The sequence below is a fragment of the Sulfitobacter sp. W027 genome (assembly GCF_025143985.1).
Classification (GTDB): Bacteria; Pseudomonadota; Alphaproteobacteria; order Rhodobacterales; family Rhodobacteraceae; genus Sulfitobacter.
The window spans coordinates 3,107,917-3,121,405 of the sequence record NZ_CP083564.1 but is presented as its reverse complement, the minus strand read 5'-3'; the positions used below and the strand labels follow the sequence as shown (position 1 = coordinate 3,121,405).

Sequence of the window (13,489 nt, the reverse complement as noted above, 5' to 3'; positions counted from 1 at the left end):
CCGTTGCGTGGGGCAACCTTCGCGGTAGTTCGCCCGTACAGGTCAACCTAACATATTCGCAACTTGTATCTTGGCGTATCACAGCGTTAGCCTACATGACGCCTACCCGGACTATGCCACGCCAAGGAGTGACCTATGCCCCGTGCCCAGACCCGCGCCGCGACCCGTCCATCGGTTTTCGACAACCTTCCGCTATGGCTTGCGACGGTGACGCTTACGGGGGCTGTGTTATTGGCCGGTATGGCCGCCGCTCAGGAGCAGAAGATCATCAAGAGCCACGGATACTCCTTCTACGGCGACCTGACCTATCCGGCGGATTATGAGCATTTTTCCTATGTGAACCCTGATGCGCCCAAGGGGGGGGAGATCTCGCTCGCCTTTGTAGGCACGCTCGATTCGATGAACCCCTATTCCGGCAAGGGCCGCGCGCATCTCTTCTCTATCTTCGGGTTCGAAAGCCTTTTGGGTGAGGCACCAAGCGGCGAGTCGCTGCCGGCGGATGTCTATGGCGAAAGCTACTGCCTGCTGTGCGAAAGTTTGGAGTATCCCGAAGATAAATCATGGGTGATCTTCCACATGCGCCCCGAGGCGACGTTCTCGGACGGCTCTCCGGTCACCGCACATGACATCGTGTTCTCACACAACTTGCTCTTGGACGAGGGTCTGAAATCCTATGCCGATGCGGTGCGCAAACGCATCCCCGAGGTCGAGGCGATTGACGATCACACCGTGAAGTTCACCTTTGCCGATGGCATCTCGCGCCGCAGTCTGATCGAAACAGTGGGCGGCGTGCCCGCTTGGCCCAAGAAATGGTTCGAAGAAACTGGTAACGGCTTGAAAGACAGCTGGATGGACCCACCCCCGGGATCGGGTGCCTATGTTGTCGAAAGTGTTGATCTGACCAAGCGCATCGTGTTGAAACGCAACCCGGATTATTGGGGCAAGGACCTGCCGATCAACCGGGGACGGATGAACTTTGACCGGATTCGGCTGGAGATCATCAGCGACGACACCTCGGCGTTTGAAGCGTTTAAAGCGGGAGAATACACCTTCCGGGCTGAGGGCGATTCCAAGAAATGGGCGACGGGCTACGACTTTTCCAAGGTGACCGACGGCGATATCGTGAAAGCGGAATTGCCCGACGGCTCGCCCCCCACGCCCTCGGGAATCATCTTCAACCTTGGACGTGAGGCGCTGCAAGACCGTGCGGTGCGCGAAGCCGTGGCGCTGATGTTTAACTTTGAGTGGACGAACGAGTCGCTGCAATACGGGCTGTTCAACCACCGCGCCTCCTTTACCCAAGACACACCGCTGATGGCTCAAGGCGCACCCGAAGGGGCGGAACTGGCGCTGCTGGAAAGCCTCGGTGATCTGGTGCCTGCTGAGATGCTGAGCGAACCTGCTGTGGTGCCGCATACCTCCGATCCCAGCCGCCTGCTGGACCGCCGCAACGCGCGGCAAGCCTCCAAGCTCTTGGAAGGGGCAGGCTGGACCGTGCAGAACGGCATGCGCGTCAACGAGGCGGGTGAGCCTCTGCGGCTGAACTTCCTGATGAACTCCTCCGGCTCGCCGACGATCTCCGCAGTGATTGAGAATTTTGTCGGCAACCTGCAGTCTATCGGCATTGATGCGCGGCTCGAAAAAGTCGACAGCTCGCAATACACGGCCCGTGAGCGCGACCGCGACTATGACATGATCTATGACGCCTATGCTGCCTTCCTTGGCACCGGAACGGGGCTGTCGCAGCGCTACGGATCTGAGGCGGCGGAGTTCTCCCTCTTCAACCCTGCCGGCCTCGCCAGCCCGCTGGTAGATGCCATCATTGAGGCTTCGCTTGATGCCGAAACGGCTGAGGTTGAGGATGCTGCACTGATGGCGCTGGACCGCGCGCTGCGGCATGAGTTCTTCATGATCCCGACGTGGTACAACGACAGCTATTGGGTCGCCTTTTACGACCAATACGACCACCCCGAGACCATCCCGCCCTATGCCTTGGGTTACCTTGATTTCTGGTGGTACGACAAAGACCGCGCAGAGCAATTGCGCGCCTCGGGCGCATTGCGGTAAAGCGACCAAATGGGTTCCTATATTCTCAGACGGCTGTTGCTGGTTATTCCGACGTTGTTCGGGATTATGCTGGTGAACTTTGCCTTGGTTCAATTCGTCCCCGGTGGCCCGGTGGAGCAGGCTATCGCGCGCATTCAAGGTGGTGGTGATGTCTTTGGCGGCTTTGCCGGGGGCAATAATGATGCCGGAGTGGATACAATGGCGCGCGGGTCTGACAGCACCTATGTCGGCGCGCGCGGGCTGCCGCCTGAGTTGATCGAAGAGCTGGAGAAGGAGTTCGGATTCGACAAGCCGCCCGTCGAGCGGTTCTTGCACATGCTGTGGAATTACGTGCGGCTGGATTTTGGCGAGAGCTATTTCCGCTCCATTGGGGTGATTGATCTGATCAAGGAAAAGCTGCCCGTGTCGATCACGCTGGGGCTGTGGTCGACGCTCATTGCACACTTAATCTCAATCCCGCTCGGCATCCGCAAAGCCGTGCGCGACGGCAGCCGCTTTGACACATGGACTTCGGGCGCGATCATCGCCGCCTATGCGATCCCCGGGTTTCTGTTCGCGATCCTGCTCTTAGTGCTTTTTGCTGGCGGGTCTTATTGGCAGGTTTTTCCCCTACGCGGCCTGACGTCCGACAATTTCGACAGCCTGAGCCCCTTGGGTAAAGTGGCCGATTACTTCTGGCACATCACCCTGCCGGTGCTGGCCTCGACCATCTCGGCCTTCGCCACGCTGACGCTGCTGACCAAGAACAGCTTTCTGGATGAGATCAAAAAACAATATGTCATCACCGCCCGCGCCAAGGGACTGTCGGAGAGCAAAGTTCTCTATGGCCATGTCTTCCGCAACGCGATGCTGATTGTGATCGCCAGTTTCCCGGCGGTATTCATCTCGGTCTTCTTCGGTGGTTCGATCATTATTGAGACGATCTTTAGCCTCGACGGCTTGGGGCGCTTGGGCTTTGAAGCCGCCGTGGCTCGGGACTATCCGATCGTCTTTGGCACGCTGTTCATCTTTGGTCTCATCGGCCTCGTCGTCGGCATCCTGTCTGACATGATGTATGTGCTCGTCGATCCGCGCATCGACTTTGAGAAGAGGGAAGGCTGATGGCGCTGTCCCCCCTGAACCAGCGCCGCTGGCGCAATTTTACTGCGAACCGCCGCGCCTATTGGTCGCTGTGGATCTTCGCGATCCTCTTCGGCATCTCGCTGTTCGCCGAGTTCGTGGCCAACGACAAGCCGATCTTGGTAAGCTACCGCGGCGAGTATTACACGCCGATCTTTAACTTCTACCCAGAAACCGCCTTTGGGGGCGACTTTCAGACCGAGGCTGCCTATCGCGATCCGGAGGTGCAATGCCTCATTGCCACTGGCGGATTGGATGCCTGTTTCGACGATCCCGAGGGCTATATCCTCGATGCGGAAGATGGCGAAGTAGAAGGCGAGGCGATCGACAAGGGCTGGGCGCTCTGGCCGGTCATTCCCTATTCCTTCAACACCGCCGTCGACCGTCCCGGTGCGGCACCGCTGCCGCCCAATGGGCAGAACTGGCTGGGCACGGACGGCACCAAACGCGATGTCATGGCACGGGTGATCCATGGTTTCAGACTGTCGGTGGTCTTCACGCTGATTGTCACGGGGGCGGCTTCAATCATCGGCATCCTCGCGGGCGCGGTGCAGGGTTTCTTCGGCGGCTGGCTCGACCTGATCTTTCAGCGCATCATCGAGATCTGGTCCTCGACCCCGTCGCTCTATGTCATCATCATCATGTTCGCCATTCTGGGCCGAAGTTTCTGGCTTTTGGTCATACTGCTGGTGCTGTTCTCATGGACTGCGCTGGTGGGCGTGGTGCGGGCCGAGTTCCTGCGGGCGCGCAACCTTGAATACGTCCGCGCTGCCCGTGCGCTTGGCGTGAGCAACGGCACGATCATGCTGCGCCACATGCTGCCCAATGCGATGGTGGCGACGCTCACGATGCTGCCCTTCATCATCACCGGCACGATCTCCACGCTGGCGACGCTCGACTTCCTTGGCTTTGGCCTGCCGTCCTCGGCCCCGTCGCTGGGCGAGTTGACGCTACAGGCCAAGCAGAACCTGCAAGCGCCTTGGTTGGCCTTCTCGGCCTTCTTTACCTTTGCCATCATGCTGTCGCTGCTGGTCTTCATCTTTGAAGGTATCCGCGACGCATTCGACCCCAGAAAGACCTTTTCGTGACCGCGCTTTTGGACGTCAAAGACCTGCAAGTCTCCTTCCGGCAGGATGGTCAACTGATCCCCGCCGTGCGCGGGGTGAGCTTTGCCGTGAACCGCGGTGAGACTGTGGCGCTGGTGGGTGAGAGCGGTTCGGGCAAGTCTGTCTCGGCGCTCTCTACTGTGTCGCTCTTGGGCGATAGCGCGCAGGTCAATGGGTCGGTCACCTATGACGGGCAGCAGATGATCGGCGCGGATGATACGCTGCTGCGCAAGGTGCGCGGCAACGACATCTCCTTTATCTTCCAAGAACCGATGACCTCGCTCAATCCGCTGCACACAATCGAAAAGCAATTGGCGGAATCACTGGCGCTGCACCAAGGTCTGCAAGGCGCAGAGGCCCGTGCGCGGGTGTTGAGCCTGCTCGAGCAGGTCGGGATCAACGACGCGGAAAGCCGCATGGGCGCCTATCCGCACCAGCTCTCCGGCGGGCAACGGCAGCGTGTGATGATCGCCATGGCGCTGGCCAATAAACCCGACATCCTGATCGCGGATGAGCCGACTACCGCACTTGACGTCACCATTCAAGCGCAGATCCTCGACCTATTGAAAGATCTCAAGGACGAGATGGGCATGGGGCTGCTGTTCATCACCCATGACCTTGGCATCGTGCGGCGGATCGCCGACCGGGTGTTTGTCATGCAAAAGGGGATGGTCGTCGAAGAAGGGCCGACAGCCGAGATTTTCGACAATCCGCAGCATCCCTACACGCAAAAACTCCTGGGGGCCGAACCCACCGGTGCGCCCGCGCCTGTGGCCCAAGATGCGCCCGAAGTGCTGCGCACTGATAACCTCAAGGTCTGGTTTCCTATTCAGAAAGGCCTCCTTCGCCGGACCGTGGGCCATGTGAAGGCTGTCAATGATGCGAGCCTATCGGTCCGCGCCGGAGAGACGTTGGGCATTGTGGGTGAAAGTGGCTCTGGCAAGACCACCCTAGCGCTGGCGATCATGCGTCTGATCGGCTCGGACGGGGAGGTGACCTTTCGCGGCGAAGACCTACGCAAATGGTCCACCCGGCAACTGCGCAAACTACGCGCGGATATGCAGATCGTGTTCCAAGATCCTTTCGGCTCGCTTAGCCCGCGTATGACCTGTTTTCAGATCATCTCGGAAGGGCTGGCGATTCATAAGGTGGATAAGGGCCGCGACCGACGGGAGGTGGTGGCGGAAGTTATGCAGGAGGTTGGTCTCGACCCCGCAACGATGGATCGCTACCCGCATGAGTTCTCGGGCGGCCAGCGTCAGCGGATTGCGATTGCCCGCGCGATGGTGCTGCGGCCCAAGCTGCTGGTGCTGGACGAGCCGACTTCGGCGCTGGACATGACGGTACAGGTGCAGATCGTTGATCTGTTGCGGCGTCTGCAGGTGAAATATGGGCTGGCCTATCTCTTCATCAGCCACGACCTCAAGGTCGTGCGTGCCATGTCACATAAGGTGATGGTGATGAAGCGCGGCGATGTGGTGGAATATGGCGATGTCGATGCGCTCTATGACAACCCGCAGACCGAATACACCCGGACTTTGTTGCAGGCCGCAGGATAAGCAGGCGTCGCTGATGGGGGAGGGGTAGCGGGGGCGCTGCCCCCATCGCGCCATTGGCGCGATTCCCCCGCGGGTATTTTTGAAAGAATGAAGATGGGTTGGGGCGCTTGAGGGCGGCGGTGTGCTCCGCCTCAACCTTCGCTTGGGCCAATCATGAAGCAGCTGACGTTGCGCGCGGCGAGACGGCGGCAGGCCAGATCGGCGCTTTCGCGGGACATGCCAAGGAAGTTCGCGTCATAGCCCTGAGGGCGCTGCACCACTTTGCGCAGAGTGCCATCCAGCGTCGACATTTCCGCCAGCGCGGTTTTCAGCAGTACCTTTTCCGCAGCATAGCGGCTTGGGTAACGGCCCACGTTCACGCCCCAGTGGCGACCGCCAGAGGTTGAAACGCGGGTTACGATTTCCTGCTCTACCGCTTGCTGAACAGCCAGTGTCACGTCTTGCGGGCGCGGTTCGGGGCGGGCGGAGGCTTGGGCCTTGGCGAGGACCACTTCGGCTTCTTTAGCTTCTGGCGTGGCTGTAGATGCCGTGGCTGGCGGTGTGGGGGCCGTCTGCACGGCTTCGCGCAGCGCGGCTGTGATATCGCTGTTTGAGACCACGCTGGTCGCGTCAGGTGCCGTGGCGGTCGCGACGAGCACAACTTCGCTGCGGGGGCGGAGCTGGGGGCGTTTGGAGGCGGTGACGGCTCCGACAAGGCGGATCGTTTTGCCTGCGGCGCCGGGGGCGGCGGGCGTGTCTTCTACATCGGCATAGACCGGGGGGACTGGCTTGCTAAGAGGTGCCGAAGATGGCGCGCGGCGGAAACCGAGGTCCATCAGTTCGGCCACTTTGGCATTGCGCGAGGCGGTCGAGTTGCCGCCAAAGACCGTAACAATGATCCGCTCGTTGCCGCGTTCCGCCGAGGCGGTCAGGTTAAAGCCGGCAGCGCGGGTGTAGCCCGTTTTAATCCCGTCTGCCCCTTTGTAAGAGCTTAGGAAGCGGCGGTTTGTGTGCGAGACCTTGCGCACACCGGCGTCGGCAGTGATGCGCGAGAAAAGGTTGTAGTACTGCGGGTAATCATAAAGCAGATGACGGCCCAGGGCCGTCATATCGCGCGCAGTAGAGAGGTGGCCGTTTTCGGTCAGTCCGTGCATGTTTTTGAAGGTAGTCCGGGTCATGCCAAGCTGTTTGGCGGTGCGGTTCATCCGGCGGGCAAAGGCGGCTTCGGACCCTTCGATGGCTTCGCCGATAGCGGTGGCGGCGTCATTGGCGGATTTCACGGCGGCGGCGCGGATCAGGTAGCGCAGGGCGATTTTTTGCCCCGGGCGCATGCCCAGTTTGCTGGGCGGTTCAGATGCCGCGTTTTGGGAGATGGTGACCTGCGTATCGAGAGACAGTTCGCCCCGCTCCACCGCCTGAAAGGCAATATAGAGGGTCATCATCTTGGTGAGAGAGGCAGGGTGCAGGCGGGTATCGGCGTTCTCGGCGTGGATTTCTTTGCCGGTGCGGGCGTCGATAACATAGGCGGCATAGGGGGCAGCCATGGCGCTGAGCGGTAAGATGACCAGAACCCAGAGTGCTGCGAATAGAAATAGCCCGTAACGGGCCGGCTGAATGCGCCGAGCCTTCATGTTAGCCTGCCTTTTTACTGCCTCGAGCCGCCGATTTTCGACTGACCATTTATTAATTGGTTTAAGGCTAGCATAGGACGGCGCATCGCGGAAGCCGTCGAATCTATGGGACAGGTGAAAAATCGGGGGATCTCTCCTCCAATATGTAGAGGCTGGCATAGCTCAACCCACTATAAGCGCGAATAAGGCGAGAATTGGGCAGGAATTGGGCAGTAGTTGGGCGAGTTTCCGGGGTGTACAGAGGCGACTCACCGCCCCTTGCGAGTCACCCTGAGACGATCTTTCTAACTGTTTCAGTGAGCCCCGAAAGATCGCTAATCTCGGCAAATCGGGGCGAATTGGTTGGCGGTTCGGCATGTTCCATCGCCCAGGTGAGGTCATGGGGGACATAGACACCCCAACCGCCCGCATCGATCATTGGGCGCACGTCAGAGGCCAGAGAATTGCCGACCATCAGCCCGCGCGCGGCGCCGTCGCCGTGCTGCTTGAAAATGCGGCGATAGGCGGCTTCGGTCTTGTGAGAGACGATCTCGACCGCATCGAACCTCTCCCTCAGTCCCGATAGCGCCAGTTTGCGCTCTTGATCCAGCAGGTCGCCCTTTGTCACCACGATCAGTCGATATTGGCCGCGCAGGGTTTCCAGTACCTCCTCAACATGGGGCAGCAGTTCAATCGGATGGGCCAGCATCTCTCGCCCGGCGGCGAGCAGATCGTTAATCACCTCAGCGGGAAGTTTGCCGTCTGTCACCTCGATCGCGGTCTCGATCATCGACAGAGTAAAGCCTTTGATGCCGTAGCCGTAATGCGGCAGATTGCGCCGCTCGGCCTCCAGCAGACGGGCCATCAGGTGGTCGCGTTCACTATGTTCGGCCAGAAGGGCTGCAAAACGGTCATGGGAGAGTGCAAAGTAGCGTTCATTATGCCACAATGTGTCATCCGCATCGAAACCGATGGTGGTGAGTGCCCCGCCCATATGTGCTGCCTCTTTCCTAAATTGGTTTAGGGGTTATATAGACGGCTGCACGACGAACAAGCTCTACCCCCAGCCGCAGGAGCAGCAATGCACCGTGACGACGTGAAAGCAGATTGGACGACCCAAGCAACAGACCGGCCCGCGCCGGGCTGGCAGTTGATGGCGAATGGCCCGAAAGACGGTGACGATACCGAGTTGTTGACCAAGACCCGTCCCAAGACCAAACGCCCGCCGCTTTATAAAGTGATGCTGCTGAACGATGATTTCACCCCGATGGAATTCGTGGTGCATGTGCTGGAGCGGTTCTTTGGCCTGAACCACGCGCAGGCCTTTGAAATCATGTTGACGGTCCACAAAAAAGGGCTGGCCGTGGTTGGCGTCTTCAGTCACGAAATCGCGGAGACGAAAGTGGCGCAGGTAATGGATTTCGCCCGGCGTCACCAGCATCCGCTGCAATGCACTATGGAAAAAGAAGAATAACACGTGATTGATCCGCGACTGGAACTGGCCCTGAACGGCGGTGGGCTGGAACTGCCCGAAACAGGCACGATTGTCCTTTTTCAGCCCCCCGTGGATGCCGATTTGGCCGATCTGCCGGTAGAGCGTTGCAAGATCATCCACGATTTCAAACCGGCCTATGACGCTTGGACCGCCCGCGGCTATGACGCCGCGCATTCGGTGGAGGGGCGCTATGCCGCCGCCATCGTCTGCTTACCACGCGCCAAACATGAAGCCCGCGCCCTGGTCGCGCAAGCCTGCGCCGTCAGCGATGGGCCGGTAGTGGTTGATGGGCAAAAGACCGATGGCGCGGATTCGATCCTGCGCGAGATGCGGGCGCGGGTGACGGTTCAGGGGCCGATCTCAAAAGCACATGGCAAGCTTTACTGGATCGACGCCAGCAGCAGCGATTTCTTCACCGATTGGGAAGCGGGCCCAGCCCAGACCGAAGCGGGCTTTTGGACCGCGCCGGGGGTCTTTTCGGCGGATGGGGTTGATCTGGCCTCGGCGCTTTTGGTGGATGTGCTGCCCGATAACCTCGGGGCCGAAGTGGCTGACTTGGGCGCGGGCTGGGGGTTCCTTTCAGCGCATATCCTGACGCGGCCCAAGGTGAAGACGGTGCATCTGGTCGAGGCGGGGCATATGGCGTTGGAATGCGCGCGCCATAATGTGACCGACGACCGGGCGTTGTTCCACTGGGAAGACGCCACCGAATGGCAGCCGCCACATCGAATGGACACAGTGGTGATGAACCCGCCTTTCCATACCGGCCGCGCCGCCGAGCCGCAGATCGGTCAGGCCTTTGTTGCCGCCGCCGCGCGTATCCTGTCGGGGCAGGGCGATCTGTGGATGGTTGCAAACCGGCATCTGCCCTATGAGGCGGAACTGAAAAAACGCTTTGCGCAGGTGGCGGAACTGGGGGGCGATGCGCGGTTCAAACTGTTCCATGCCACGCGCCCGCTGACCCGCCGCCGCTAAGCCTTTAGGGGGTATCCCGATGTCTTTCTCGATCTCTGGTAAAACGGCCATCATCACCGGTGCGGCAGACGGCATCGGCCTTGCCATTGCCCGGCATCTGGCCGACCGGGGCGCCAATGTAATGTGTGCCGACTCTAACGAGAAAAAGCTGATGGAGGAGTTGGGCGACACGCCGGACGAGGGCAATATCCGCGTCTTCGCGGGAGATTTGCGGCAACGTCTGACCATTGCCAATCTCGTCTCAGCCACCATCGACGCATACGATCAGGTCGACATCCTTGTGAACGCCTCGCGGCAGGTGATGCCGACCGATCCGCTGGATGTTGACGACACCTCCGTCGAGACGCTGCTGCAGCAGAACCTGATGACAGCGCTGCAGCTGTCGCAGCAAGTCGCGCGGCGCATGATTAAACAGGCCGAAGGGCAGACCGAGGGGCAGGTGGGGTCGATCATTAACCTCAGCTCCATCGCGGCGCAGCGGCACCAGCCGGATATGATGGGCTATGCCATCGCCTCGGCTGGTGTGCAGCAGATGACCCGCTCTCTGGCGCTGGTACTGGCGCAGCATCGGATTCGGGTGAATGCGATTTCCTTTGGATCGGTGATGAGCGCCTCACTCCGCGCTGCCGTGGCTGACAACCGCGACTGGCGCGAGGACATACGCGCGCATACGCCACTGGGCCGCATTGCGGGGCCGAATGAGCTTTGTGAGGCGGTGCAGTTCCTCGCGGCCGAAAGCTCGGGCTTTATGACGGGTGAGATAATGACCATCGACGGCGGGCGTACGCTGTTGGATGTGGTTTCGGCGCCCGCGCACTGAGGAAAGCCGTCTAGGGCGGCACGCGGTGTTGCGGCATTTTTATAAGGCAAAATCACGATGATCCGGTTTTCGCCCTTGACCCCAATGCGAAGCTGTCTTATCCGACGCGCCACGGCGTTATAGCTCAGTTGGTTAGAGCGAACGACTCATAATCGTTAGGTCCCTGGTTCAAATCCAGGTAACGCCACCATCCTCCCCCTTTTTCGTATGGCCCTTCGGCTTTCGCACGCTGCGCGCCGTTTGCCCTCGGGTTGCACGCCGGGCTGGAAGGGATAGAAGATAGCCAACGTCCCGCGCGGCACTGCGCAGGCCTGAGCAGATGAAGGCAGCCTTATGACCACGGAAAATTTTGTTCACGAGATCAACGTCACTTGGGGCGATTGCGACCCGGCGCAGATCGCCTATACCGCGCGGCTGCCCTATTTCGCACTGGATGCGATCAACGCGTGGTGGGAGGCGCATTTCGACGGCGATGGCTGGTTCCAGCTTCAGATCGACCGCAACATCGGCACGCCTTTCGTGAACCTTTCAATGGATTTTCGCAGCCCGGTCACTCCGCGCCACAAGCTGATGTGTGAGACCTATCCGACCCGGCTTGGCAACAAGTCCATCACCTTCGGCATGAAGGCGCGGCAGAATGGGGCGCTGTGCTTTGAGGGGTCGTTTACCTGCGTCTTTACCATCGCGGATGTGTTCAAAAGCCAATCCGCGCCCGAAGAACTGGCCCACGTGATCAAGCCACTGGTCCGCGCCGACCTCGCCTGAGGCAATCGCCCCGCAAGCAGTTGAAGTTCCCCCGAATGCAGCGTCTTATCGCGCGGCATATCGAGGGAGACGAAGATGACAATCAGAACGGCGGTAATCGGATTGGGGATCATGGGGCGGCGCATGGCCGAGAACATGGTGCTGCACCCCGACTTCACGGTCACCACCATGTGGGATCCGGACCCTGCGGCCTGTTCCGCCGCGCAAGAGGTCGCGCCGGAGGCGGTGGTATCCCCCACGGCGTCCGAGGCGATGGCCGATGTCGATCTGGTCTACCTCGCCTGTCCTCCAGTGCCCCGCAAAGCCTATGCGCTTGAGGCCGCGGCGGCGGGCAAGGCGATCTTCCTCGAAAAGCCGCTCGGGGTGGACATCGCGGAAAGTCGTGCGTTGGTGGCCGAGTTGCAGGCCGCGAGCGTCCCGGCAGCGGTCAACTTCACGCAAGCGGCGGGGGCAGCGCTGACCGATCTGACGCGGTCGATCCGTGAGGGCGCGCTCGGTGATCTTTGCGGTATCGACATTATCGTGACCTACCCGGCTTGGCCGCGCGCATGGCAGGTGGATGCGGATTGGCTGCGCTTTGCCGAAGAGGGGGGCATGACGCGCGAGGTGATCTCGCATTTTCTGTTCCTGAGCGAGCGGGTGTTGGGGCCGCTGACCCTGCAATGGGCCCACGCGGAATACCCCGACGAAAAGCTATGCGAGACCCATGTCGCGGCGCGGCTGTTTAACGCCGAAGGTTTGCCGGTTTCGATCCTCGGCAGTATCGGCGGCGCGCAGCCGGACCGGCAGGAGGTAACGGTAAAAGGTGCGAAAGCCAGCCGCCGCATCTCGGAATTCTCCATCGACACCGTCTCGACCGGAGAGGCATTCGCGCCGACCAACACCAGCCCCGCCGACACCCGCGCCACCAGCCTCAAAGCGCAGCTTGATGACATGGCGCTGCTGATGGCGGGCAAAACCAGCCGTCTGGCGGCACCAGAGGAGGCTCTGCGCGTGCAGGAGCTTATCGAAAGCATCTTGTCCAACGGAGGGGTGCAGTCATGACAGCCACGCTGAATGCATCACCCAAGACTTGCCACTGGGGCTATTTCGAGGCCAGCCGCCCGCCCGCGCTGACCATCCAAAGCGGCGACGAGGTGATCATCAACACCGTTTCCGGCGCGGCCAACTGCCTGCCGCCGGAGGGGTTCCACGTCCCGCCCGAACTTTACGACATCCACGATGCTGGACCGCCGCCGCTGCCCGGTCACATTCTGACCGGCCCGGTGGCCGTCGAAGGCGCGATGCCCGGTGATGTGCTGAAGGTGGATATCCTCGATGTCGCGCTGCGGCAGGACTGGGGGTATAACTTCATCCGGCCCTTGGCTGGCACGCTGCCGCAGGATTTTATCGAGACCTATCACACCAATATCCCGCTGGACGCAGAGCGGGGCATCGCCCGGCTGCCATGGGGGCTGGAGTTGCCCTTGGCCCCGTTCTTTGGCGTCATGGCCGTGGCACCGCCGCCGGAATGGGGCCGGATCGCCACCATTGAGCCGCGCAAGCATGGCGGCAATCTGGATAACAAGGAACTGGTGGCGGGCAGCACGCTTTACCTACCCATCTTCAACGAAGGGGCGCTGTTTTCCTGCGGGGATGGGCATGGCGCGCAGGGCGATGGCGAAGTCTGCGTCACGGCGATTGAGACGGCGCTACAGGGGCGCTTCCGTCTGACCGTGCTAAAGGATCGGGCAGTCAGCTATCCGCAGGCCGAAACGCCAACCCATGTGATCACCATGGGCATGGCCCCCGACCTTGACCGCTGCGCGGAGATGGCCCTGAGGGACATGATCGCGCTGGTGTCTGAGCGCACAGGGATCAGCCGTGAGGATGCCTATGTGCTCTGTTCGCTGGCCGGGGATCTGCGCATCACCCAGACGGTGAACCGCGAAAAGGGCGTGCATATGATGATGGCGAAAGAGTTGATTGGCGGGTAACTGCGCCGCCGCGCAAAG

Annotated in this window: 12 protein-coding genes and 1 tRNA gene; 11 read left to right on the top strand and 2 right to left on the bottom strand. The window is 60.6% G+C overall.

Features of this window, described 5'->3' with window-relative positions; all coding sequences use genetic code 11:
* Positions 1-135: 135 nt before the first annotated feature.
* Genes K3759_RS15305 through K3759_RS15290 form a run of 4 tightly spaced genes read left to right on the top strand, consistent with a single transcriptional unit; the run spans position 136 to position 5,851 of the window.
* Complete coding sequence (locus K3759_RS15305; protein WP_259983073.1) at positions 136-2,067, top strand: extracellular solute-binding protein; 1,932 nt, start codon at positions 136-138, stop codon at positions 2,065-2,067.
* A gap of 9 nt (positions 2,068-2,076) precedes the next feature.
* A complete protein-coding gene (locus K3759_RS15300; RefSeq protein WP_259983071.1) occupies positions 2,077-3,168 on the top strand; it encodes a microcin C ABC transporter permease YejB in 1,092 nt (363 codons plus the stop codon).
* A complete protein-coding gene (locus tag K3759_RS15295; protein WP_259983068.1) occupies positions 3,168-4,274 on the top strand; it encodes an ABC transporter permease in 1,107 nt (368 codons plus the stop codon). Before K3759_RS15300 ends, K3759_RS15295 begins: the two co-directional genes overlap by 1 nt.
* Entirely contained in the window at positions 4,271-5,851 is a 1,581-nt protein-coding gene (locus tag K3759_RS15290) for an ABC transporter ATP-binding protein (RefSeq protein ID WP_259983066.1), read from the top strand. The genes K3759_RS15295 and K3759_RS15290 overlap by 4 nt, the downstream gene beginning before the upstream one ends.
* Positions 5,852-5,982: 131 nt before the next feature.
* On the opposite strand, the gene K3759_RS15285 is transcribed toward K3759_RS15290, so the two are convergent.
* Positions 5,983-7,461, bottom strand: coding sequence for a D-alanyl-D-alanine carboxypeptidase family protein (locus K3759_RS15285; RefSeq protein WP_259983065.1), 1,479 nt, complete (start codon positions 7,459-7,461; stop codon positions 5,983-5,985).
* A gap of 265 nt (positions 7,462-7,726) precedes the next feature.
* The gene (locus tag K3759_RS15280) at positions 7,727-8,434 is read right to left on the bottom strand and encodes an HAD family hydrolase (protein WP_259983064.1); all 708 of its coding nucleotides are present in this window, start codon (positions 8,432-8,434) and stop codon (positions 7,727-7,729) included.
* Positions 8,435-8,593: 159 nt separating this feature from the next.
* On the opposite strand from K3759_RS15280, the gene clpS reads away from it, so the two are divergent.
* From clpS to K3759_RS15245, 7 genes are all read left to right on the top strand, one after another.
* Entirely contained in the window at positions 8,594-8,914 is a 321-nt protein-coding gene (gene clpS / locus K3759_RS15275) for an ATP-dependent Clp protease adapter ClpS (protein ID WP_259985657.1), read from the top strand.
* Positions 8,915-8,917: 3 nt separating this feature from the next.
* Positions 8,918-9,910, top strand: a complete 993-nt coding sequence (locus tag K3759_RS15270; RefSeq protein WP_259983062.1) for a class I SAM-dependent methyltransferase — start codon at positions 8,918-8,920, stop codon at positions 9,908-9,910.
* A 19-nt stretch (positions 9,911-9,929) separates the two neighbouring features.
* Positions 9,930-10,730, top strand: coding sequence for an SDR family NAD(P)-dependent oxidoreductase (locus tag K3759_RS15265; protein WP_259983059.1), 801 nt, complete (start codon positions 9,930-9,932; stop codon positions 10,728-10,730).
* 113 nt (positions 10,731-10,843) lie between these two features.
* Positions 10,844-10,920, top strand: a tRNA-Met gene (locus K3759_RS15260).
* Positions 10,921-11,063: 143 nt separating this feature from the next.
* A complete protein-coding gene (locus tag K3759_RS15255; RefSeq protein ID WP_259983057.1) occupies positions 11,064-11,495 on the top strand; it encodes a thioesterase family protein in 432 nt (143 codons plus the stop codon).
* A gap of 75 nt (positions 11,496-11,570) precedes the next feature.
* The gene (locus K3759_RS15250) at positions 11,571-12,539 is read left to right on the top strand and encodes a Gfo/Idh/MocA family protein (protein ID WP_259983055.1); all 969 of its coding nucleotides are present in this window, start codon (positions 11,571-11,573) and stop codon (positions 12,537-12,539) included.
* Positions 12,536-13,471, top strand: coding sequence for an acetamidase/formamidase family protein (locus K3759_RS15245; RefSeq protein ID WP_259983053.1), 936 nt, complete (start codon positions 12,536-12,538; stop codon positions 13,469-13,471). Before K3759_RS15250 ends, K3759_RS15245 begins: the two co-directional genes overlap by 4 nt.
* Positions 13,472-13,489: the final 18 nt, after the last annotated feature.